Annotated in this window: 25 protein-coding genes; 2 read left to right on the top strand and 23 right to left on the bottom strand. The window is 70.5% G+C overall.

The genetic code is table 11. From position 1 onward, the window contains the following. Positions 1-100 precede the first annotated feature (100 nt). From glmM to rplM, 3 genes are all read right to left on the bottom strand, one after another. A complete protein-coding gene (gene glmM / locus ADJ73_RS08200) occupies positions 101-1,453 on the bottom strand; it encodes a phosphoglucosamine mutase (RefSeq protein ID WP_050347875.1) in 1,353 nt (450 codons plus the stop codon). A 215-nt stretch (positions 1,454-1,668) separates the two neighbouring features. Then, positions 1,669-2,172: a 30S ribosomal protein S9 gene (gene rpsI / locus ADJ73_RS08195; RefSeq protein ID WP_050347874.1), complete on the bottom strand. Its 504-nt coding sequence runs from the start codon at positions 2,170-2,172 to the stop codon at positions 1,669-1,671. Between the two features lie 44 nt (positions 2,173-2,216). Then, the gene (rplM, locus tag ADJ73_RS08190) at positions 2,217-2,660 is read right to left on the bottom strand and encodes a 50S ribosomal protein L13 (RefSeq protein ID WP_050347873.1); all 444 of its coding nucleotides are present in this window, start codon (positions 2,658-2,660) and stop codon (positions 2,217-2,219) included. A 248-nt stretch (positions 2,661-2,908) separates the two neighbouring features. On the opposite strand from rplM, the gene ADJ73_RS08185 reads away from it, so the two are divergent. Next, a complete protein-coding gene (locus ADJ73_RS08185; protein WP_050347872.1) occupies positions 2,909-3,508 on the top strand; it encodes a winged helix-turn-helix domain-containing protein in 600 nt (199 codons plus the stop codon). After that, complete coding sequence (locus ADJ73_RS08180) at positions 3,505-4,770, top strand: MFS transporter (protein WP_050347871.1); 1,266 nt, start codon at positions 3,505-3,507, stop codon at positions 4,768-4,770. Before ADJ73_RS08185 ends, ADJ73_RS08180 begins: the two co-directional genes overlap by 4 nt. Positions 4,771-5,008: 238 nt before the next feature. Here the strand turns inward: ADJ73_RS08180 and pulA are convergent, their stop codons facing one another. The 20 genes from pulA to rplE form a co-directional block, all read right to left on the bottom strand. Beyond that, complete coding sequence (pulA, locus tag ADJ73_RS08175; protein WP_050347870.1) at positions 5,009-10,804, bottom strand: pullulanase-type alpha-1,6-glucosidase; 5,796 nt, start codon at positions 10,802-10,804, stop codon at positions 5,009-5,011. A 148-nt stretch (positions 10,805-10,952) separates the two neighbouring features. Continuing rightward, entirely contained in the window at positions 10,953-11,816 is an 864-nt protein-coding gene (truA, locus tag ADJ73_RS08170) for a tRNA pseudouridine(38-40) synthase TruA (protein ID WP_050347869.1), read from the bottom strand. Positions 11,817-11,916: 100 nt separating this feature from the next. Beyond that, on the bottom strand, positions 11,917-12,516 hold the full coding sequence (gene rplQ, locus ADJ73_RS08165; protein ID WP_050347868.1) for a 50S ribosomal protein L17: 600 nt from the start codon (positions 12,514-12,516) through the stop codon (positions 11,917-11,919). Between the two features lie 78 nt (positions 12,517-12,594). Beyond that, on the bottom strand, positions 12,595-13,611 hold the full coding sequence (locus ADJ73_RS08160) for a DNA-directed RNA polymerase subunit alpha (RefSeq protein ID WP_050347867.1): 1,017 nt from the start codon (positions 13,609-13,611) through the stop codon (positions 12,595-12,597). Between the two features lie 160 nt (positions 13,612-13,771). Further along, positions 13,772-14,377, bottom strand: coding sequence for a 30S ribosomal protein S4 (gene rpsD, locus ADJ73_RS08155; protein WP_050347866.1), 606 nt, complete (start codon positions 14,375-14,377; stop codon positions 13,772-13,774). 24 nt (positions 14,378-14,401) lie between these two features. Then, positions 14,402-14,806 (bottom strand): 30S ribosomal protein S11, encoded by a 405-nt coding sequence (gene rpsK / locus ADJ73_RS08150; RefSeq protein WP_019286330.1) that lies wholly within the window; start codon positions 14,804-14,806, stop codon positions 14,402-14,404. Positions 14,807-14,919: 113 nt separating this feature from the next. Next, positions 14,920-15,300, bottom strand: coding sequence for a 30S ribosomal protein S13 (gene rpsM, locus ADJ73_RS08145; RefSeq protein WP_050347865.1), 381 nt, complete (start codon positions 15,298-15,300; stop codon positions 14,920-14,922). Positions 15,301-15,556: 256 nt separating this feature from the next. Further along, entirely contained in the window at positions 15,557-15,670 is a 114-nt protein-coding gene (gene rpmJ / locus ADJ73_RS08140) for a 50S ribosomal protein L36 (RefSeq protein WP_019286332.1), read from the bottom strand. Positions 15,671-15,768: 98 nt separating this feature from the next. Beyond that, positions 15,769-15,990, bottom strand: coding sequence for a translation initiation factor IF-1 (gene infA / locus ADJ73_RS08135; RefSeq protein WP_006946284.1), 222 nt, complete (start codon positions 15,988-15,990; stop codon positions 15,769-15,771). Between the two features lie 196 nt (positions 15,991-16,186). After that, positions 16,187-17,047 carry a type I methionyl aminopeptidase gene (gene map, locus ADJ73_RS08130; RefSeq protein WP_050347864.1) on the bottom strand — a complete coding sequence of 287 codons (861 nt, stop codon included), beginning with the start codon at positions 17,045-17,047 and terminating at the stop codon, positions 16,187-16,189. Next, positions 17,047-17,610 (bottom strand): adenylate kinase, encoded by a 564-nt coding sequence (locus ADJ73_RS08125; RefSeq protein ID WP_050347863.1) that lies wholly within the window; start codon positions 17,608-17,610, stop codon positions 17,047-17,049. Before ADJ73_RS08125 ends, map begins: the two co-directional genes overlap by 1 nt. Then, on the bottom strand, positions 17,610-18,929 hold the full coding sequence (secY, locus tag ADJ73_RS08120) for a preprotein translocase subunit SecY (RefSeq protein ID WP_050347862.1): 1,320 nt from the start codon (positions 18,927-18,929) through the stop codon (positions 17,610-17,612). Before secY ends, ADJ73_RS08125 begins: the two co-directional genes overlap by 1 nt. A 109-nt stretch (positions 18,930-19,038) precedes the next feature. Next, positions 19,039-19,539 carry a 50S ribosomal protein L15 gene (rplO, locus tag ADJ73_RS08115; protein WP_050347861.1) on the bottom strand — a complete coding sequence of 167 codons (501 nt, stop codon included), beginning with the start codon at positions 19,537-19,539 and terminating at the stop codon, positions 19,039-19,041. A 2-nt stretch (positions 19,540-19,541) separates the two neighbouring features. After that, complete coding sequence (gene rpmD, locus ADJ73_RS08110) at positions 19,542-19,724, bottom strand: 50S ribosomal protein L30 (protein WP_050347860.1); 183 nt, start codon at positions 19,722-19,724, stop codon at positions 19,542-19,544. After that, on the bottom strand, positions 19,724-20,359 hold the full coding sequence (rpsE, locus tag ADJ73_RS08105) for a 30S ribosomal protein S5 (RefSeq protein WP_050347859.1): 636 nt from the start codon (positions 20,357-20,359) through the stop codon (positions 19,724-19,726). Before rpsE ends, rpmD begins: the two co-directional genes overlap by 1 nt. Positions 20,360-20,399: 40 nt before the next feature. After that, complete coding sequence (gene rplR / locus ADJ73_RS08100) at positions 20,400-20,777, bottom strand: 50S ribosomal protein L18 (protein WP_050347858.1); 378 nt, start codon at positions 20,775-20,777, stop codon at positions 20,400-20,402. A gap of 3 nt (positions 20,778-20,780) precedes the next feature. Beyond that, on the bottom strand, positions 20,781-21,320 hold the full coding sequence (gene rplF / locus ADJ73_RS08095; protein ID WP_050347857.1) for a 50S ribosomal protein L6: 540 nt from the start codon (positions 21,318-21,320) through the stop codon (positions 20,781-20,783). Between the two features lie 23 nt (positions 21,321-21,343). After that, a complete protein-coding gene (gene rpsH / locus ADJ73_RS08090; RefSeq protein WP_050347856.1) occupies positions 21,344-21,742 on the bottom strand; it encodes a 30S ribosomal protein S8 in 399 nt (132 codons plus the stop codon). Positions 21,743-21,856: 114 nt separating this feature from the next. Then, positions 21,857-22,042, bottom strand: a complete 186-nt coding sequence (locus ADJ73_RS08085) for a type Z 30S ribosomal protein S14 (RefSeq protein ID WP_050347855.1) — start codon at positions 22,040-22,042, stop codon at positions 21,857-21,859. A 2-nt stretch (positions 22,043-22,044) separates the two neighbouring features. After that, positions 22,045-22,614, bottom strand: coding sequence for a 50S ribosomal protein L5 (rplE, locus tag ADJ73_RS08080; protein ID WP_050347854.1), 570 nt, complete (start codon positions 22,612-22,614; stop codon positions 22,045-22,047).

Here is a 22,614-nt window from a genome sequence, read left to right as displayed (position 1 = left end):
CCCCCTCCCCGACATCGTGGACGCTTGTGGTCGCGTGGGCGCACACATCGACCACGATCGCGGAAAGGGCAGGGAGGGGTGGGGTGGAGCGGGGGGTGGGTCAGAGGCTGAGGTGGTCGCGCACCACGGAGGCGAGGCGTTCGGCGACGGCGTGGGCCTGCTCCTCGCTCTGCGCCTCGACCATGACGCGCACCAGCGGCTCGGTGCCCGACTTGCGCAGCAGCACCCGGCCGGTGCCGTGCAGCTCGCCGTCGGCGTCCGCCACCGCCGCCCGGACCGCCTCGTTGCTGTCGACCGCGTCCTTGTCGACGCCCTTGACGTTGATGAGCGTCTGCGGCAGGCGGGTCATGACCCCGGCGAGCTCGGCCAGGGAGCGCCCCGACTGGACCACGCGGGCGCTGAGCATCAGGGCGGTGAGGACCCCGTCGCCGGTGGTGCCGTGGTCGAGCATGATGACGTGGCCGGACTGCTCGCCGCCGAGGGAGAGCGAGTGCGCGCGCATGTCCTCGAGCACGTAGCGGTCGCCGACGGCGGTCTGGTGCGTGGTGACGCCCTCGCGCTCCATCGCCTGCAGCAGGCCGAGGTTGCTCATGACGGTGACGACGAGGGTGTCGTCGGCGAGACGCCCCTGCTCCTTGAGCGACAGCGCGAGGATCGCCATGATCTGGTCGCCGTCGACGACCTGGCCCTGGGCGTCCACGGCGAGGCAGCGGTCGGCGTCGCCGTCCCAGGCGACCCCGAGGTCGGCGCCGCGGGCCACCACGGCCTCGCACAGCCGGTCCAGGTGCGTGGAGCCGTAGCCGTCGTTGATGTTGAGACCGTCCGGCGACGCGCCGATCACGTCGACGGTGGCGCCGGCACGCTCGAAGACCTCGGGACCGACCTGGCTCGCGGCGCCGTGCGCGGCGTCGACCACGATGTGCAGCCCGTCCAGTCGGGTCGGCACCGCGTCGAGCAGGTGCTCCATGTAGAAGTCGGCGCCCTGCGGGAACGGACGGATGCGGCCGACCGCCGCGCCCGTGGGCCGCTCCGCGGCAGCGCCGGCATCCATCCGGGCGAGGATCTCGTCCTCCTGCGCGTCGGAGAGCTTGTGTCCCCCCTTGGCGAGGAACTTGATGCCGTTGTCGGGCATCGCGTTGTGCGAGGCGGACAGCACGGCGCCGATCGAGGCGTTCATGCGGCCGGTGAGGTAGGCGATGGCGGGGGTCGGCAGCACCCCGGCGTCCAGCACGTCGACGCCGGCGGAGGCGAGGCCGGCGCAGACGGCCGCCCCGAGGAACTCCCCCGAGGCCCGCGGGTCGCGCCCCACCACGGCGACCGAACGCTGACCACCGAAGGCGCCGCGGTCACCCAGGGTGGTGGCGGCCGCGACGGACAGCTGCAGGGCGAGGTCGGCGGTGATGTCTCGGTTGGCCAGGCCACGGACACCGTCCGTGCCGAAGAGTCGTGCCACGGGAAGCCTTTCGTCGAGGGGACGCGGGGGACCCTCGGGTGCGGGGATGATCTTCCGTCGACCGTACTACGGCGGGGCCGCCGACCCGGGGAGACGCACGAGACGCAAGAGACCCAGCGCCCACCCGCGACCCGGCATACGCACGAGCGGCGGCCGTCCGGACAGGACGACCGCCGCTCGTGGGCTGGAGGCTGGGCGCGCACGCGCCCGCCGGATCAGCGCTTGGAGTACTGCGGGGCCTTGCGGGCCTTCTTGAGACCGGCCTTCTTGCGCTCCGGGACGCGGGCGTCGCGGGTCAGGAAGCCGGCCTTCTTCAGGACCGGGCGGTTGAGCTCGGAGTCGACCTCGTTGAGCGAGCGGGCCACGCCGAGGCGGACCGCACCGGCCTGGCCGGAGGGGCCACCGCCGTGGACGCGCACGAGCACGTCGTAGGCGCCGTCGAGCTCGAGCACCTTGAGGGGCTCGTTGACGATCTGCTGGTGCACCTTGTTGGGGAAGTACTCCTCGAGGGTGCGGCCGTTGATCTTCCACTCGCCGGTGCCGGGGACGATGCGCACGCGGGCGATGGCCTGCTTGCGGCGGCCGGTGCCGGCGCCGGGAGCGGAGGCGGAGGGCTTGCGGGTCGGCTCGACCGGGGCCGAGGACTCGCTGGTGTACTCGGTGAGCTCGGGCTCGTCGGTGTCGAGCTGGGTCTCGACGTCGATGCTGGTGTCAGCCACGTTGAATCCTTAAATCTCTACGGCAGCGTCGCGCGCGGCGGCGATTACTGCGCGACCTGGGTGATCTCGAAGGGGACAGGCTGCTGCGCCTGGTGCGGGTGCTGGTCGCCGACGTAGACCTTGAGCTTGGTCATCTGCTGACGGGCGAGGGAGTTCTTGGGGAGCATCCCGCGGATGGCCTTCTCGATGGCCTTGCGGGGGTCCTTCTCCAGCAGCTCGGCGTAGGAGGTGCTCTTGAGGCCGCCCGGGTAGCCGGAGTGGCGGTAGGCGCGCTTCTGCTCGAGCTTGGCGCCGGTGAGGGCGACCTTCTCGGCGTTGATGATGATGACGAAGTCGCCGGTGTCGATGTGCGGCGCGAAGGTCGGCTTGTGCTTGCCGCGCAGCAGCGTGGCGGCCTGGGTGGCCAGGCGTCCGAGCACGACGTCGGACGCGTCGATCACGTGCCAGGTGCGAGTGACCTCGCCCGGCTTCGGGGTGTACGTACGCACAGTGGTTCTGCCTTACGTTGATGAGTTCTTGATCGGCGTATGCCGTGGGCTCCCGGCAGGGTCCTGCGTGGGTGTCCGCCCCGCTGAGGGCGCACGGCACAACAGGGATCAAGTTTACCGGGGGCACCTGCCGAGGCCAAACGGCGATGGCGGGGGCGGCATACGGCTCCTGACCTGCGCTGATGCCTGTGCCCACTAATTGTGCAAAACTCTTGTGCAAAGAGATTGTGCAAAGCTATTGTGCACGTATGACGACCCCCGCCGCCCCTCCTCCGCTGTCCTCCGTGCGCCTCACCGCCGAGGCCATCAAGGTGCTGGCGCACCCGCTCCGGTCCCGCCTCGTGGGCGCGCTGCGCCGCGAAGGTCCTTCCACGGCAACGGCTCTCGCCAAGACCATGGGCACCAACAGTGGCGCCACCAGCTATCACCTCCGCAAGCTCGCGGAGGTCGGCCTGGTCACCGAGGTCGGCGACCGCCAGGGCCGGCGGCGGTTGTGGGCGGCATCGGCCGACCTCACCCGCTACGACGTGAGCGACTTCGCCGACGACGAGGACGCCGACACCGCGCTCGGGTGGCTGGAGCGGGACTGGCTGCAGCACTTCCACGAGAAGTTCGGGGCCTGGCTGGACGCCCGCCACCGCTGGCCGGGGTCCTGGCAGGACGCCGCCGGGATGAGCGACCGGATGATCGTCGTCACCGACGTCCAGCTGCGGGAGCTGCAGCAGCGCGTGAGCGCGCTCGTCGACTCCTACGCCACCGTCGGCCAGGGCAACCCGGAGGCGAAGCGCGTGGCCTACTACCACGTGGCCTACCCCCTCGACCTGGACAAGGCACCGCGACGACGATGAACCGCTCCCCCGCCCTGCCGCCCCGCCAGGTCTTCCTCGTCCTCACCGCGACCCGCTGGGCACCCGTCGGTCTCGTCATCGGGCTGTTCGCGCTCGTCGCCAGAGAGCGCGGCCTGTCCGTGGCCGAGACCGTGACCTACACCGCCTTCCAGGGCATCGCGGTGCTGCTGCTGGAGCTGCCGACGTCGGGCCTCGCCGACGCCCTCGGCCGCCGCCCGTTGCTCGTCGTGGCCGGCGTGATCAACGTCGTCTGCGCGCTGGCCTACCTCGTGGCGCACTCGTTCTGGGCCTTCGCCGCCGCTGCCACCCTCATGGGGGTCTACCGGGCGCTCGACTCCGGCCCGCTCGAGGCGTGGTACGTCGATGCCGTCCACGCCACGGACCCTGACGCCGAGGTGGCCGGTGACCTCGCGGCCCAGGGCACCGTCACGGGGGTCACGATCGCGGCCGGCTCCCTCGTCTCCGGGGGACTCGTGGCCTGGCACCCGTGGCGCGACCACAGCCCGCTGCTGCTGCCGCTGCTGCTCTTCGTAGCGCTCTGCGTCGGGCACCTGGTGGCGACCCTCACGCTGCTGCACGAGCCACCCCGCACCCGACCCGTCGGCGGCACCACCCACCTCACGGCCGCCGTCAGGGACACGCCGCGGGTCGTCGCGGGTGCGGTCCGGCTCGTTGGCCACAACCGCGTCCTTGCCGGCATCATCGCCGTCGAGCTCGGCTGGTGCGCGGCGCTGGTGGTCTTCGAGCAGCTGCTGCCGATCCGGCTGGCCGAGCTGGTCGGCGGACCCGAGGAGGCGGGGCGGTGGGTCGGGCCGGTCGCAGCGGCCGGGTGGGGCGTCTTCGCCGCCGGCTCCTCGCTCGCGGGCCGGTGCCAGCACCGGATCGGGGTGGCCCGGACCGCGATCCTCGCCCGGGTCCTCAACGGGGCCGGAGCCGCGGCGATGGGCCTCGCGACGGGGCCGGTCGGGCTGGTGGCGGCCTACCTCGCCACCTACGGCCTGCACGGCGGCGCAGGCGTCGCGCACAACGCGCTGCTGCACCGCGAGGCCACCGCCACCAACCGCGCCACCGTGCTGTCGCTCAACTCCCTGGTCTTCTTCGCCGCGGCCTCGGCGTGGGCACCCGTGCTCGGCCTGGTGGGCGAGCACGGTGGCGTGCCGACCGCCATGGTGGTGGGCGGGCTGGCGTCGATCCTCGGGCTGCTGGGCTACCTCCCCGCCCTGCTCCGACCTACCGCCGGTAGGCGAATCGACCGGCCGTAGTACCCCAGGCTGATCCGCCCGCCGCCGGCCGCAAGCTACCCCCTCCCCCGACCCTCCCGGGTTGGCCCCGCTCCTGCCCGGTCGAGAGGCGACCAATGGGGGTTATCTGGGCCGGACAACCCCCATTGGTCGCCTCTGAACGCAGAGGGAGCACGCCTCGGGCCACGACGCCCGGACGGCACAGCAGCGGCGGGCCACCACTCATGTCACGTGGTGGCCCGCCGAGGGGCGGTGGGCGTCAGCGGCCCGGCTGCACGAAGACCGCCACGCTGCGGGCCGGGACGGTGGCCGCGCCGGCGGCACGGTCCCAGGTCGCCGTCCTCACGACCGGGTCCGCCCCGCCCGCCTGGACCGGGGACAGCGTCAGGGCGGCGCCCGCGAGCGCCGGGACCTGCTGCGTCACCGGTCGCGGGGTGGCGTTGAAGACCACCAGCACCCCGTCGAGGGCCGGGTCCACCGGGCGACCCGCCGTGTCGTCGATCCGCATGGCGATGACGCCCGGCTGGGCCTGCGGGGTCCCGCTGACCGGGTAGCTCAGCTTGGCCTTGATCTGGTCGGCGCTGCCGAGGCGGAACAACGGGGTCGAGAACCGCAGCCGCAGCAGGTCCTGCGCCTGGGCGGTGGACTGCCGCACGTCCGCCGCGGACGGCTTCAGCGCCGCGTCGGCCAGCAGCGGCCGCATGAACTCCCACTTGGCCTTGTTGGGTCCGGCCGGCGGCAGTCCGTGACCGAACCCGTTGTCCTCACCGGTCCAGGAGAGCGTGTTGAACCAGTCGCCGCTGTTGTAGCTGTCCCGGTCGAAGGACTTGCTGCGCAGCAGGTCCGCGCCCGCGTGCCAGAAGCTGGGCGACTGGCCGAGGGCCGTGGTCGCCAGCGACAGCGAGTTCATCCGCACCCGGTCGGCCATCGTGGTCGACCGCGGCAGCTTCATCGTCAGCGCGTCCCAGAGGGTCTCGTTGTCGTGGGCGTCGACGTAGCTGATGGCCTCGTCGGGCTGGTCGGCATACCCCGCCTTGGCGCCGTTGTAGTCGACCTGCTCGCCCGTCACCACGGCGCCGGCGGTGTCGCGGAAGGCGAACGACCGCAGCTGGCCGGCGAGGCCCAGCTGGACGAGGTCCGTGTCGTGCGCGAGCGCCTTGGCGGCTCCGGCGTTGACGGGAGCACCGTTGGGGTCGGTCGCGGCACCGGAGCCGAAGCCCTGGACGCGGGGGTCGTCGTCGAAGGGGCCACCGCCGCGGACGGCGTCGCGCAGCCGGTCGTTGAACGCCCCGATGCCGGTGCCGCCCAGCTGACCCTGCGTGGCCTGCCGGAAGAGGGCGTTGTCGGCCACCTCGCCGAAGTTCCACCCCTCGCCGTAGACGTAGACGTGCTTGCCGTCCACGCCGTCGCGGCTGGGGGTCAGGGCGTCGAGCGCGGCCCGCACCTTGACCATCGACTCCCGGCTGTGGTGCCCCATGAGGTCGAACCTGAACCCGTCGACCTTGTAGTCACGGGCCCACAGGACGACCGCGTCGATCATGGCCTTCTCGGCCATGCGGTGCTCGGTCGCGATGTTCTGGCAGCAGGTCGAGGTGTAGACCGCGCCCTTGGCGTCGAGCCGGTGGTAGTAGCCGGGGACGATCCGGTCCAGCACCGACGTGGCCGCCTGCCCGGAGGCAGGGGTGTGGTTGAAGACCTGGTCCAGCACGACCCGCAGGCCGTCCCGGTGCAGGCCGCCCACCATGGTGCGGAACTCCGCGACGCGGGCGCCGCCGTCGGCAGTGGCGTCGCTCGAGGCGTAGGACCCCTCGGGCGCCATCCAGTGCAGCGGGTCGTAGCCCCAGTTGTAGGCGTCCTTGTCGGCCACCGTGGCGATGCAGGCCTGCTGCTCCTCGCTCGCCGGACCCATGGCCCTGAGGTCGCAGCCGGGCACGGCCTGGTCGGCCCTGCGCTCGGGGATCGACGCGATGTCGAAGGTCGGCAGCAGGTGCACGGTGTTGAGCCCCGCCCGGGCGAGCGCCCGCAGGTGCGTCGTGCCGTTGCCCTCGTCGGCGAAGGCGAGGTAGGAACCGCGGTGGGCCGCAGGGACCTTCGCGTCGGTGATGGAGAAGTCACGCACGTGCAGCTCGTAGATCGTGGAGTCCACGGACTGGCGCAGCGCGGGGGCCGGGGACCGGCGCCACAGCGCCGGCATGTAGGAGGCGTCCCGCAGGTCGACCGCGACGGACCGGGCCGACCCCGGGGTCAGCGCCACGGAGTAGGGATCGGTGACCACGTTGGTCTCGACCTTCCCCGTCGTGGGCGCGTAGACCACCACCTCGTAGGCGTAGCGCGCCTCCTTCAGCCCCGGCCGGGTGGCCGTCCAGGACCCGTCGGCGGCCCGCCGCATCGGCACCCGACCGGCTGCGGCGATCGCCGTGGCGTCCGACCCGCGGGGCCAGGTCAGCAGCGTGACCTGCTGCGCGGTCGGGGCCCACAGCGTGAAGGTCGGCGTGGCCCCGCCGAAGCTGACGCCGTAGGCGCGCCGCGACGCCGCGTCGGCATAGAGGGCGTCCAGCACGTATGCCGTCTGCACGCCCGTGGCATCGGTGACCCGTCCGAGGCTGTCGTACATCGCGACCGCGACCTGACCGGTGAGGATCTGGGGCACCTGCCGGGTCGCCGGCTTGTCCAGCCGCAGCGCGAGGTAACCCTTGAGCTCCGGGTGGGCCGCCACGACCGCTGCCGGCAGACCGGCAGGGTCCCGGGTCAGCGTGGCCTCGCCACCGTCCGGTGAGGTGATGGACTCGGCGTCGATGGTGAGCCGGGCCGACGGCGACCAGTGCAGCCGCCAGGACAGCAGGGTGGGATCGGTGCCGGCGGGCACCGACGAGGCCGGCCACGCGACGAGGTCGGGGGCCACCCAGATCGCCTTCTGGCGCCGCAGGTCCGGCGCCGAGCCGGCGCGCGAGGCCTTCACGGTCGTCACGTGCGTGGCGAGGGAGTAGGAGAACGTGACCACGGTGCCGTCGGACGGGACGGTGAGGCTCATGTTGGCCCCGCCCTTGACGCCGTCCGCCCCGTAGCTCTCGTCCCACGAGAGACCGTGGGCCACCTTGAACTCGTAGGTGCCCGCGGGGATCCGGTCGGTGGACCAGGTGTAGGTGCCGTCACCGTCGGGGTCCTGCAGCCACGGCCGCATGCAGTCCGGCGCCCAGTCGCCGCCGCACCCCAGCGCGGACTGGTAGGAGCCGGGAGCGGTGATGATCGGGCCCTGCGCGTCGCTGGTGACGTAGTGGGTGGCGTGGTCGTAGTAGAACGTGACGTTGCCGCCGGGTGCGGTGTAGGGGATGTCGGCGCCGCCGCGGACGCCCCCCGCCCCGTAGTTCTCGTCCCAGGACTTGTCGATCGCCGCCTTGTAGGCGAACTGGCCGGCCGGGATGGTGGTGAAGGTGCGCTTCCAGACCTGGTCCTTGGGGTCCAGCGTCAGCTGCGCCTGCGCGCAGGCGGGCTCCCAGTCCGCGGCGCACCCCATCTCGGAGTTGTGCGTGCCGGGCACGGAGACGGCGCCGGGCTGGGTGACGGGGCCGACCCCGCCACCACCGGGGGTCGGGCCGGCGGCCGGGTCGCCGACGATCCCGTAGCTCGAGGATGCGGACAGGTTGCCGGAGATGTCCTTGGCGACGGCGCGGTACTCCAGCAGCGTGCCCTTGGCGATCCCGGTCACGTCGTGGAAGACGCGGTAGGGGGCGTTGTCGTCGGTGCCGAGCGTCGTCCAGGCGGTCGTGCCGACCGGCCGGTAGGCGAAGGTGACCTGCGCGAAGGCGTTGTCGGGCACGGCCGCCGCGATCTCGGCGCGGCCGCCCACGGTGGCGCCCGCGCCGGGCGAGGTCAGGTAGACGGCTGGCGCCGTGGCGCGCGGCTGCATCGCCCCGAGCGAGGACCACACGCTGACCGACAGCGGCGGCACGGTCGCGGTGACCCGCCCCTCCTTGTCCGAGCGCAGCATCGACGTGGTGCCGTAGAGCTGGGTGAAGGGCCGCTGACGCACGTAGGTGGCGAAGGTCGCGGTCTGCGCGGTCGTGCTGTTGTTGACGGCCACGACGTACTCCCGACCGGTGGCCCGGTCGATGCGCGAGAAGGCGTAGATCCCCGCTCGGTCGGAGGCGTAGCGGTGGACCTGGGCGCCGTCCGCGAGCGCCGGGTTGGCCTGCCGCAGCGCGGCCAGCTCGGCGATGGTGCGGTAGAGCGGCGCGCTGCTGTCGTAGCGGTCCCGCGAGCCGGAGGGCCCGCCGATGACGGGCTCGGCGGCATACTGGGCCACCTTGGTGGCGAACATGTCCTGGCGGGCGTCCTTGTCGCCCCCGGCCCCGGCGAAGCCCTGCTCGTCGCCGTAGTAGGTGACCGGCTGCCCCCGGGTGAGGTACATGATCTGGTTGGCCAGCTGGGCCCGGCGCAGCAGCTCGTCGCCGGAGTAGCCCGCCTTGGACAGCATCATCCCGATGCGGCCCATGTCGTGGTTGCCGAGGAAGGTGGGCAGCTGGTAGGCGTTGGAGTCGGTGTCGGTGTAGTAGTCGTCGGAGGCGAACAGGTCGCGCAGCCCGGTCGTCGCCTTGCTGGACGCGGCACCGAGCACGGCCCCCTGGAAGCCGAAGTCCAGCGTGGCGGGGAGCTTGCCGGCGGTGGTGTAGGTCGACGTGACCTTGGGGTCGCCGTCGTAGACCTCCCCGAACATGAAGAAGTCCTTGCGGCCGACGGCCTTGGCGTGGGCCAGGATGGCCGGCGACCACTGCTGCCAGAACTCCAGGTTGACGTGCTTGACCGTGTCGATCCGGAAGCCGTCGATGCCGAGGTCCACCCACGAGGCGTAGATGTCGCCCATCCCCCGGACCACCTCGGGCCGCTCGGTGAAGAGATCGTCCAGCCCCACGAAGTCGCCGTAGGTGGAGGACTCACCGGCGTAGGTCGAGTCGCCGCGGTTGTGGTACATCGTCGGGTCGTTCAGCCACGCGGGGACCTTGACGGTCCTGTCCGCCTCGCTGCGGAACACCGGCGTGTAGGGGAAGGAGGTCTCCGGCGACATCGCGGGGAAGGCTCGGCCGATGAAGTCGCGGTCGTCGAAGGGCTGCCCCGAGGCCGTCTTGTAGGGCGTCTGTGCCTTGGAGACGTAGGAGTACTGCTTCTGCGCGTAGTCCAGGACGTCGGCGGTGTGGTTGGTGATGATGTCGAAGTAGACCTTCATCCCCTTGGCGTGGGCGGCCGCGACGAGCTGTTTCATCTCGGCGTTGCTGCCGAGGTGCGGGTCGATCTGGGTGAAGTCGGTGACCCAGTAGCCGTGGTAGCCGGCGCTGGCGTCCGCGCCGCTGCCCTGGACGGGACGGTTCTTGAAGGACGGGGTCAGCCAGATCGCGGTGGTCCCGAGGCCCTTGATGTAGTCCAGCCGCTGCTGCAGCCCGGCGAGGTCACCGCCGTGGTAGAAGCCCTTGTCGGTGGGGTCGAACCCGGTCTGGAGCCGGCCGCCGGTCAGGCCCCCGGTGTCGTTGGCGGTGGACCCGTTGGCGAACCGGTCGGCCATGACGAAGTAGAAGCGCTCGCGCGTGGTGGGCGGGCGCAGCGAGTCCTGCCCCAGCGCCTTGTCGGCGGCGGTGACGCCCCCGGCCAGGGTGAGCGGACGCAGCCCGGTGCGGTGCGTCGTGTCGTCGTAGCTGACCTGGATCCGGGCGGGGCCTCGCAGCACCAGCGGCGCGTTGGGGCCGCCCTTGACGCCGGCGAGCGAGTAGGACTCGTCCCACGAGCCGTTGATCGCCGTCTTGAGCTCCCAGCTGCCGGCCGGGACGTCGAAGGTGCGCTCGTAGGTGCTGGTCCCGGCGACCGGGGTCAGGCGGGTCTGCTCGCAGCCGGGCTGCCAGTCGTCCGGGCAGCCCAGCTCGGACTGCACCGACCCGACAAGGGTGACGGTGCGGGGGGTGGTGGCCGCCGCGGCGACCGGGGCGACGGGCAGGCCGAGGGTGGTGAGGGCCGCGGCGGCGGCCGCGGCGAGGGCGGGGGCCACGCGGCGGCTGAGGGTGAGAACCACGATGTCTCCTGGGGATTCGCGCGACCCCAGCGGGGTGGCGCCTCCATCGGGCCACGTCCTCGTGACCCGGGCCGTCAGTATGCCTGGCAGCTAGGACATACCCTCCACCCAACCTGCAAGAGAGTGCAAGATCTTGCAGCAGTTCGCGTCAGAGCAGGGGCAGCCGACGCACGGCCCGGGCCTCCTCCGCCCGGGCGCCCAGCTGGTCGTCACCCGGGTAGACCACGGCCTCCAGGCTCAGCCCCTGCGGCGGCATCACCGCCACCCCCGGGTCCCGGCGCGCCCCCTCCAGCACCGACCGCAGCCAGGCCGCGTCCCGTCGCCCCTCCCCCACCGGCACCGCCCCACCGATCAGCGCCCGCACCATCGAGTGGCAGAACGCGTCAGCCCGCACGGTCGCGACGAGCACACCCTCGTCGTCGCGCACCCAGGAGTACTCCAGCAGCGCCCGGATCGTCGTCGCGCCCTCCCGCTGCTTGCAGAACGCCGCGAAGTCGTGCAGGCCCACCAGCCCCGCGCACGCCTCCTGCATCCGCGCGAGGTCCAGCGGCCGCCGCACCACCGTCGTGTCGTGCCGCCGCAGCGGGTCCAGGCGCGCCGGGTCGTCCAGCAGCCGGTAGCGGTAGCGTCGCTCCACCGCCGAGAACCTCGCATCGAAGCCCTCCGGCGCCACCTGCACCGCCCGCACCACCACGTCGCCCGGCAGCACGCCGTTGAGCCTGGTCACGGCCGCCTCGGCAGGAGAACGGTCCGACCGCCCCGGCAGCCGCACCAGCAGCTCGTCCGCCACGTCGAGGTGACAGACCGCACCCCGGGCGTGCACCCCGGCATCGGTCCGCCCGGCGACCGTCAGCCGCGGCGGCTCCTCGCACCGCAGGATCGTCTGCCACGCGAGCGCGAGCGTCTCCTCGACCGTCCGGAGGCCGGGCTGCGCCGCCCACCCGCTGAACCCGCTCCCGTCATACGCGAAGTCGACCCGCAGACGGGACCTGGTGCACGGCTGGGTCGTCATGACCGCCGATCCTAGCGATCCCCCCTCCACCAGCCCGTATGCCGACGGGCCCGCCACCCCCTCGCGGAGGTGACGGGCCCGTGGTGGCCGGATCGGCGGGTCAGGCCTGCTTGCTGTCCGTGGCAGCCTCGGCGGCCTCGGTGCTCGGCTGCTCCTCGACGGGGGCCTCCGCGACGGGGGCGGCGGTCTCCTCGGCCAGGGCAGCGGTCTCCTCGGCCGGGGCAGCGGTCTCCTCGGCGGCGGGCGCCGCAGTCTCCTCGACGGGGGCGGCCGGCTTCTCGGCGTCCTTGGCAGCGCGGCGGGTGGCGGCCTCGGCCTCCGTCACGGTGGCCTTCTTGGCGACGGGCTCGCGGACGAGCTCGATGACCGCCATGGGCGCGTTGTCGCCCTTGCGGGCGCCGATCTTGGTGATGCGGGTGTAGCCGCCCTGACGCTCGGCCATGTCCGGCGCGATCTCCACGAAGAGACGGTGGACGACGCCCTTGTCCCGGACGACCGTGAGGACCCGGCGGCGGGCGTGCAGGTCACCGCGCTTGGCGAAGGTGATCATGCGCTCGGCGAGGGGACGCAGGCGCTTGGCCTTGGCCTCGGTGGTGGTGATCCGGTCGTGCTCGAAGAGCGACGTGGCCAGGTTGGCCAGCATCAGGCGCTCGTGAGCCGGACCGCCGCCGAGACGGGGACCCTTGGTGGGGGTAGGCATGGTTTCTCCTAGGTGTTACGACCGACCGCTGGGACGCCGACGGCGGCGTGAGGTCAGTCCCGCTGAGCGGTCAGGTGGTCAGTACTGCTCGTCCTCGAGGGCGATGTCGTCCTCGTAGCTGTCGTAGGCCTCGGCGATGCTGCTCGGGTCGAACCCGGGCGGGCTGTCCTTGAGCTGCAGGCCCATGCCCACCAGCTTGGCCTTGACCTCGTCGATGGACTTCGCGCCGAAGTTGCGGATGTCCAGCAGGTCGGCCTCGCTGCGGCCCACGAGCTCGCCCACGGTGTGGATGCCCTCGCGCTTGAGGCAGTTGTAGGAGCGGACCGTCAGGTCCAGGTCCTCGATCGGCAGGGCCAGGTCCGCGGCCAGCGCGGCGTCCGTCGGCGACGGGCCCATGTCGATGCCCTCGGCCTCGACGTTGAGCTCGCGCGCCAGGCCGAAGAGCTCGACGAGCGTCTTGCCGGCCGACGCCATCGCGTCACGCGGGCTCATGGAGTTCTTGGTCTCGACGTCCACCACGAGACGGTCGAAGTCGGTGCGCTGCTCGACACGGGTCGCCTCGACCTTGTAGGTCACGGCCAGCACTGGGGAGTAGATGGAGTCGACCGGGATGCGGCCGATCTCCTGCTCGCCGGACTTGTTCTGCTGCGAGGAGACGTAGCCACGGCCACGCTCGACGGTGAGCTCCATCTCGAGCTTGCCGTTGTCGTTGAGCGTCGCGATGTGCAGGTCGGGGTTGTGCACCTCGACGCCCGCGGGCGGGGTGATGTCGGCGGCGGTGACCGCGCCGGGACCCTGCTTGCGGAGGTACATCACCACGGGCTCGTCGTGCTCGGAGGAGACGACCAGGCCCTTGATGTTGAGGATGAACTCCGTGACGTCCTCCTTGACACCGGGGACGGTGGAGAACTCGTGGAGGACGCCGTCGATGCGCAGGCTGGTGACGGCGGCACCCGGGATGCTCGACAGCAGCGTGCGCCGCAGCGAGTTGCCGAGGGTGTAGCCGAAGCCCGGCTCGAGGGGCTCGATGGTGAAGCGGGAGCGCGCCTCGGAGATGACTTCCTCCGAGAGCACCGGACGCTGTGCGATCAGCACGGTTGTTTCCTTCCCATGGACGCCCGCCATATGACGTCGCATGAATTCCCCTGGCGGGGTGGTCGGTCCACCTCTGTCCGTGGACCGACCCGGGTCGACCTCAGCCGTATGGCGGCAGACCGGGCCGTGACCCGGCCCACCGCCATACGTCTGGTGCCGATTACTTCGAGTAGAGCTCGACGATCAGCTGCTCTTCGACGGGGACGTCGATCTGCTCGCGCACGGGCAGCTGGTGGATCAGGATGCGCAGGGTGTTGGGCACGACCTGCATCCAGGCCGGGACCGGACGGTCGCCGTAGGTCTGGCGGGCCAGCTCGAACGGGAAGGTGTTCACCGACTTGTCGCGGATGTCGATGATGTCGTACTGCGTCACCTGGTAGGACGGGATGTCCACGCGCACGCCGTTGACCATGAAGTGGCCGTGGGAGACGAGCTGGCGGGCCGCACGACGGGTGCGGGCCAGACCGGCGCGGTAGATCACGTTGTCCAGACGGGACTCCAGGATCTGGAGGAGGTTCTCACCCGTCTTGCCGGGACGGCGGGAGGCCGTCTCGTAGTAGTTGCGGAACTGCTTCTCCAGCACGCCGTACATGTAGCGGGCCTTCTGCTTCTCGCGCAGCTGAAGGAGGTACTCCTTCTCCTGCACGCGACCGCGGCCGTGCATGCCGGGCGGGTAGGGGCGGTTCTCGAAGTTCCGGTCGCCACCGACGAGGTCGGTCTTGAGACGACGGGACTTCTTGCTCATGGGTCCGGTGTAACGAGCCATAAGTCAGCTATCTCCTTCCGTGTCTCAGACGCGACGGCGCTTGGGCGGGCGCACGCCGTTGTGGGGGGTGGGCGTGACGTCGCTGATGGCGCCGACCTCGAGGCCGGTCGCGGTCAGCGAGCGGATCGCCGTCTCGCGGCCCGAGCCCGGGCCCTTGACGAAGACGTCGACCTTGCGCATGCCGTGGTCCATGGCGCGGCGCGCGGCGGCCTCGGCGGCCATCTGCGCGGCGAACGGCGTGGACTTGCGGGAGCCCTTGAAGCCGACCTGGCCGGCGGACGCCCACGAGATCACCGCACCGGTCGGGTCGGTGATCGAGACGATCGTGTTGTTGAACGTGCTCTTGATGTGAGCGTGCCCGTGGGCGACGTTCTTCTTCTCCTTGCGGCGGACCTTCTTCGCCGCAGCCTGACGGCCCTTGGGAGGCATGTGGCTGGTTCTCCTGTCGCTCGGTAAGTGAAGACTGTGCGTGAAGTGGACCGACTGATGTGCCGCGCCGCGAGGTTTCCAGCCCCCGGCAGAGCTCGGTTCACATCAGGTGGTTACTTCTTGCCGGCCTTCTTCTTGCCGGCGACCGTGCGCTTCGGGCCCTTGCGGGTGCGAGCGTTGGTCTTGGTGCGCTGACCGCGGACGGGCAGGCCACGACGGTGGCGCAGGCCCTCGTAGGACCCGATCTCCACCTTGCGGCGGATGTCGGACGCGATCTCGCGCCGGAGGTCACCCTCGATCTGGAAGTTGTCCTCGAGGTGGTCGCGGAGCTTGACCAGCTCCTCCTCGGTGAGGTCCTTGACGCGCGTGGACGGGTCGACACCCGTCGCGGCGAGCGTCTGCACGGCGCGGGTGCGACCCACGCCGAAGATGTACGTCAGTGCGACCTCGACGCGCTTCTCGCGCGGCAGGTCGACTCCAACGAGACGAGCCATGAGTTGGTTCTCCTGGTACTGACGGAGGTCTGGAGCAGCGCCGTTCCGAGTCCGCCCCGCCGTCGACGCTCACGGCCCTATCTGTCGGGCCGCCTGCTCGGGCGGGGGTGTCGGTCCCCGGCCTCCGTGCCGGGGGTGACGTCCAGGGTCTCGATCGCTCGGGGCCCTGAGGCCGGGTGCTGCTGTCTAGCTTGCTTGCGTGCAGTGAAGCCTGCGCGCCGTGCGGACCTGGCCGGGCGGGCCGGCAGGTCGGTGATCAGCCCTGACGCTGCTTGTGGCGAGCGTTCTCGCAGATCACCATGACCCGGCCGTTGCGGCGGATCACCTTGCACTTGTCGCAGATCTTCTTGACGCTCGGCTGAACCTTCATCTGCCTACTGTCTTCAGATCGGGCCCGGCGCACGGCTGTGCACCGGACTGGGTGGTGGATCGGGGAGTGCCTCCGGACGACCGCACCGGACGAGCCGGTCAGCGGTAGCGGAAGACGATGCGCCCTCGGGTCAGGTCATACGGGCTGAGCTCAACGACGACCCGGTCCTCGGGGAGGATGCGGATGTAGTGCTGACGCATCTTGCCGGAGATGTGAGCGAGCACCTTGTGACCGTTGGTGAGCTCCACCCGGAACATCGCGTTCGGGAGAGCCTCCACGATCGTGCCCTCGATCTCGATGACACCGTCCTTCTTGGCCATGTCCTCCACATTCCGTCGGGGCGGCTCACCCTGCCTGGAGCAGGGCGGACGACCGCCATGGCACTGACTGATCGATTACTTCCGGCGCACGCGCTCCAGTGACGGAGATGCTCGTGAGCCGACGCACCAGCCTACGCCATACCCCCACACGGACGGAAATCGCGGCAGCCACGCCCGACGGCCGTCCTGGGCCGTGTCAGCCCTGGTCCAGCGGGGCGTAGGGCGCGCCGACGGCGGTGAGACCCGCCTGCCCGCCGTCGATCTCCGTGAGCACCCACAGCCCGCCGGTGGTGACGGCCACGGAGTTCTCCCAGTGGCTGGCGGCGAGCCCGTCGTCGGTGACCACGGTCCAGTCGTCCTCGAGCACGTGGTTGTCCGGGGAGCCGAGGGTGACCATCGGCTCGATCGCCAGGGTGGTGCCGGAGCGCACGACCGGCCCACGCTCGCGCACCCGGTAGTTGTAGACCTGCGGCTCCATGTGCATGGCCGTGCCGATGCCGTGCCCCACGTAGTCCTCCACGATGCCGTAGTCGACACCGTCGCGCCGCCCCGACGCCTCGACGCTGTCCTCGACGGCCGCACCCACGTCGTGGAGCCGCCCCCCGACCCGCAGCGCCGCGATCCCGGCCCACAGGCTTGCCTCGGTGGCGTCGGACAGAGCCAGCTCGGCGGGGCTGCCCGCCTCCCGGCCCCCGACCACGAAGGTACGGGCCGCGTCGCCGTGCCAGGGCGTGCCGTCCTCCACGACATAGCACCCGCAGTCGACCGACACCAGCTCCCCGTCGGCGAGGACCCGCTCCCCCGGGATCCCGTGCACGATCTGGGACCCCACCGACACGCAGAGCGTATGCCGGTAGCCGGGAACCTCGGAGAAGTTGGGACGCATGCCGTGGTCCCGGATCACCGTCTCGGCGAGGCGGTCCAGCTGGCCGGTCGTCATACCGGCCCTCAGCTCGTCACCGAGCACCCGCAGCGTCTCGCCGACGACCAGACCGGCACGCCGCATGGCGCGGATCTGGTCGTCGGTCCTGGTCTGGATCCGGGACCGGCCGAACATCAGCCCTGCACGGCCTGGAGCAGCCGCTGCGTGACGTCGTCGATCTCGCCCATCCCGTCGACCTCGCGCAGCAGGCCGCGCTCGCGGTAGAGGTCGATCAGCGGAGCGGTCTCGCGGGCGTAGACGGCCATGCGCTCGCGGATGACGTCCTCGGTGTCGTCGACGCGGCCCTCGACCTCCGCCCGGCGCAGCAGCCGCTGGACCACGGCATCGGTGTCGACGGTCAGCACGAGGGCGTGGTCGATCGCGCGGCCGGAGGCCTGCAGCATGGCGTCCAGCGCCGCGACCTGGCCGACGGTGCGGGGGTAGCCGTCGAGGAGGAAGCCGGGCTCGCAGTCGTCCTGCGCCAGGCGGTCCTCGACGATCGCGTTGGTGATCTCGTCGGGGACGTACTGCCCCGCAGCGGTGATCTCCTTGACCCGAAGACCGAGCTCGGTGCCGTTTTTGATGTTGGCGCGGAAGATGTCCCCGGTCGAGATGGCGGGGATGCCGAGCCGGTCGGCGATCTTGGCGGCCTGGGTGCCCTTGCCGGCCCCGGGCGGGCCCATGATGATCAGCTGCATTACCGCAGGAACCCTTCGTAGTTGCGTTGCTCGAGCTGGGCCTCGATCTGCTTGACCGTCTCCAGGCCGACTCCGACCATGATCAGCAGCGAGGTCCCCCCGAACGGGAAGTTCTGGGCGACGTTACCGCCCAGGCTGCCGAGCGCGACGATCGGGATCAAGGACAGGACGCCGAGGTACAACGCCCCCACGACCGTCAGGCGGGTCAGGATGTAGTCGAGGTACTGCTCGGTCGGCCGCCCCGCCCGGATGCCGGGGATGAAGCCGCCGTACCGTTTCATGTTGTCCGACACCTCCTTGGGGTTGAAGGTGATCGAGACGTAGAAGAACGTGAAGAAGACGATCAGCAGGAAGAAGATCAGGGCGTACCACGGCCCGCTCCCCCGCCCCAGGTGGGTCATGATCCACTCGACCCAGGCCGGGGGGTTCTGCCGGTTCTGCTGGAACTGCGCGATCATCATCGGCAGCTGCAGCAGCGACGAGGCGAAGATCACCGGGATGACGTTGGCCATGTTGATCTTCAGCGGGATGTAGGTGCTGGTCCCGCCATACATCTGCCGCCCGACCAGACGCTTGGCGTACTGCACCGGGACGCGCCGCTGGGACTGCTCGACGAAGACGACCGCCGCCACGATGAGCACCCCGACGAGCAGCACGAGGAAGAACCGGCCCAGCTGACGGCCGTTGGCCGCGACGCCGCCCCACATCGCGGTCGGGAAGCCGGCCACGATCGAGGTGAAGATCAGCAGGGACATGCCGTTGCCGACCCCCCGGTCGGTGATCAGCTCACCCATCCACATGACCAGGCCGGTGCCGGCGGTCATGGTGACGACCATCATGAGCAGCGCCGGCAGCGACTGGTCCGGCATGATCGAGGTGCACTGACCGCCGAAGAGCTGGTCGGGGTTGCGCGCATAGGTGACGTAGGTGGCGGACTGCAGGACCGCGAGCCCGATGGTGAGGTACCGGGTGTACTGCGTCAGCTTGGTCTGCCCGCTCTGCCCCTCCTGCTTGAGGGCCTCGAACCGCGGGATGACCACGGTGAGGAGCTGCACGATGATGCTCGCGGTGATGTAGGGCATGATGCCGAGCGCGAAGATCGACAGGTGCAGCAGCGCACCGCCGCTGAAGAGGTTCATCATCCCGAGGAAGCCCGAGGTGGCGTCCGCACCCGCGAGACAGGCCTGCACGTCGGAATAGTTCACCCCGGGGGTCGGCACGATCGACCCGACGCGGAAGAGCGCCATGATCATCAGGGTGAACAGGATCTTCTTGCGAAGATCGGGCGTCTTGAACGCCCGGGCAAAGGCCGAGAGCACAGGTCCTCCTCGGGAGCGCAACTTGCTGAGCGTAGCATCCGGGCCGATGGCACCCGGACGCGTCACGACCCCGGAAGCGGGTGCTTCCGGGGTCGTGACGTGGGGGTGATCAGGCCTCGGTGACGGTGCCGCCGGCAGCCTCGATCTTCTCCTTGGCGGAGCCCGAGAACTTGTCGGCGGTGACGTCGACCTTGACCGTCAGCTCACCCGTGCCGAGGACCTTGACGAGGGCGCCCTTGCGGACCGCACCCTTGTCGACCAGGGCCTCGACCGTGACCGTGCCGCCCTCGGGGAAGAGCGCGGAGATCTTGTCGAGGTTCACGACCTGGTACTCGGTCTTGAACGGGTTCTTGAAGCCGCGCATCTTGGGCAGACGCATGTGCAGCGGCGTCTGGCCACCCTCGAAGCGCTCGGGCACCTGGTAGCGGGACTTGGTGCCCTTGGTGCCGCGACCGGCGGTCTTGCCCTTGGAGCCCTCACCGCGACCCACGCGGGTCTTGGGGGTCTTGGCTCCGGGGGCCGGACGCAGGTGGTGCACCTTCAGGGCGTGCGTGGTGCCGTCGGCAGGGAGCTCCTGCGCGTCGGCCGCAGCCTTCTTGGACGTAGCCATGGTCAGTCAACCTCCTCGACGGCCACCAGGTGGGCGACCGTGCGGACCATGCCGCGGATCTCGGGGCGGTCCTCCTTGACGACGACGTCGCCGATGCGCTTGAGACCGAGCGTGCGCAGGGTCTCGCGCTGGTTCTGCTTGCAGCCGACGTGGCCGCGGGTCTGGGTCACCTTGAGTCGAGCCATCAGGCACCAGCCCCAGCAGCAGCACGAGCGCGCAGCAGCGCCGCCGGCGCGACGTCCTCGAGCGGCTTGCCGCGGCGAGCGGCAACCGACTCGGGGCGCTCGAGGCCCTTGAGGGCCGCGACCGTCGCGTGGACGATGTTGATCGAGTTGTCCGAGCCGAGCGACTTGGACAGGACGTCGTGGATGCCCGCGCACTCCAGCACGGCGCGCACCGGGCCGCCGGCGATGACACCGGTACCCGGCGACGCCGGACGGAGCAGCACGACGCCGGCGGCGGCCTCACCCTGGACGGGGTGCGGGATGGTGCCGGCGATGCGGGGGACGCGGAAGAAGGCCTTCTTGGCCTCCTCGACGCCCTTGGCGATCGCGGCAGGCACCTCCTTGGCCTTGCCGTAGCCGACGCCCACGGTGCCGTCGCCGTCGCCCACCACGACGAGCGCGGTGAAGCTGAAGCGGCGGCCACCCTTGACGACCTTGGCGACGCGGTTGATGGTCACCACGCGCTCGATGTACTGGCTCTTCTCGGCGGAGTCGCGGCGGTCGTTGCGCTCGCGACGGTCACGGCGGTCGTTGCTGCGCTCGCCACCGTTCTGGCCGGTGCCGGCGCCGGTTCCGCGGCGCTGAGGTCCTGGCATCAGATGTTCCTCTTTCCTGGGACGTACGTCTGGTGAGCGGTCACAGGTCCAGACCACCCTCGCGAGCGCCGGCGGCGATCGCGGCGATGCGGCCGTGGTACTGGTTGCCACCGCGGTCGAAGACGACGGCGCTCACGCCGGCCGCCTTGGCCCGCTCGGCGACGAGCTCGCCGACCTTCTTGGCCTTGGCGGTCTTGTCGCCGTCGAACGAGCGCAGGTCCGCCTCCATGGTCGAGGCGCTGGCCAGCGTCGTGCCGACGGAGTCGTCCACGACCTGGACGAAGACGTGACGCGCGGACCGGTTGACGACGAGGCGAGGGCGCAGCGCCGTGCCCGTGATGCGCTTGCGCAGGCGCAGGTGGCGGCGCGAGCGCGCAGCCGACTTGCCCTTGCCGCGCTTGACGATGAGACGTGCCATGGCTTACTTACCAGCCTTTCCGACCTTGCGGCGGATCTGCTCGCCCGCGTAGCGGACACCCTTGCCCTTGTAGGGGTCGGGCTTGCGGAGCTTGCGGATGTTGGCAGCGACCTCGCCGACGAGCTGCTTGTCGATGCCCTTGACCGAGAACTTCGTCGGCCCCTCGACCTGGAAGGTGATGCCGGCGGGCGGCTCGATCACGATCGGGTGCGAGTAGCCGAGGGCGAACTCCAGGTTGGAGCCCTTGGCGACGACGCGGTAACCCGTGCCGAAGATCTCGAGCTTCTTCTCGTAGCCGTTGGTCACGCCCTCCACCATGTTGGCGATGAGCGAGCGGGTCAGGCCGTGCAGGGCGCGGGACTCACGCTCGTCGTTGGGCCGGGTGACCTCGATCGAGCCGTCCTCGCCCTGGGAGACCGCGATGGGCTCCTTGACGACCAGGCTCAGCTCGGCGTTGTTCTTCTTGACGATCACGTTCTGACCGTCGATGGTGACCTCCACACCCATGGGCACGGAGACAGGGAGACGTCCGATGCGGGACATGCGATCTTCCTTTCGTGCCTGGGTTACCAGACGTAGGCGAGGACTTCCCCACCCACGCCCTTCTGAGCAGCCTGCTTGTCCGTGAGGAGGCCGGAGGACGTGGAGATGATCGCCACGCCGAGGCCGCCGAGGACGCGGGGCAGGTTGGTGGACTTCGCGTAGACGCGCAGACCGGGCTTGGACACCCGGCGCACGCCCGCGATGGAGCGCTCGCGGTTGGGGCCGTACTTGAGGTTGATGGTCAGGGTCTGACCCACCTCGGCCTCCTCGATCTTGGAGCCGGCGATGTAGCCCTCCGCCTCGAGGATGTCCGCGATGTTCTTCTTCAGCTTCGAGAACGGCATGGAGACCACGTCGTGGTGCGCCGAGTTGGCGTTCCGGACGCGGGTCAGCATGTCCGCAATCGGGTCAGTCATTGTCATTGGGCTGCTTGCCCTTCCTCACCGCGGTTTCACTGACGGTATGGCGACCGGCTGCGCCGGCCACCCCGTCACCGACCTGCGATGTAGAACGGAGTGGAAATTCGAGGGGTAGGATTACCAGCTGCTCTTGGTGACGCCGGGGAGCTCCCCGCGGTGCGCCATCTCGCGCAGGCAGACTCGGCACAGGCCGAACTTGCGGTAGACCGAGTGCGGCCGGCCGCAGCGCTGGCAGCGCGTGTAGGCGCGAACCTTGAACTTCGGCTTGGCGTTGGCCTTGTTGATCAGGGCGGTCTTGGCCACGGTCAGTTCTCCTTGAACGGGAAGCCGAGCTGCTTCAGCAGGGCGCGACCCTCGTCGTCGTTGGTGGCGGTGGTCACGATCGTGATGTCCATGCCACGCACGCGGTCGATCTTGTCCTGGTCGATCTCGTGGAACATGGACTGCTCGTTGAGACCGAAGGTGTAGTTGCCGCGACCGTCGAACTGCTTGGCCGACAGGCCCCGGAAGTCGCGGATGCGCGGGAGGGCGATCGACAGCAGTCGGTCGAGGAACTCCCACATGCGGTCGCCGCGCAGCGTGACGTGCGCGCCGATCGGCATACCCTCGCGCAGCTTGAACTGCGCGATGGACTTGCGGGCCTTGGTGACCACGGGCTTCTGGCCGGTGATGGCCGTGAGGTCGCGCACGGCGCCCTCGATCAGCTTGGAGTCACGGGCCGCCTCGCCGACACCCATGTTGACGATGACCTTGGTCACGCCGGGCACCTGCATCACGTTGGCGTAGGAGAACTGGTCCTGCAGCGCAGGCTTGATCTCCGCGGCGTAGCGCTCCTTGAGGCGGGGCTGCGTCTTCTCAGAGGTGGTAGCAGTCAT

The sequence above is a fragment of the Arsenicicoccus sp. oral taxon 190 genome (genome assembly GCF_001189535.1).
Taxonomy (GTDB): Bacteria; Actinomycetota; Actinomycetes; order Actinomycetales; family Dermatophilaceae; genus Arsenicicoccus.
The sequence above is the reverse complement of the archived record's forward strand: the minus strand, read 5'-3'. Positions and strand labels throughout refer to the sequence as shown.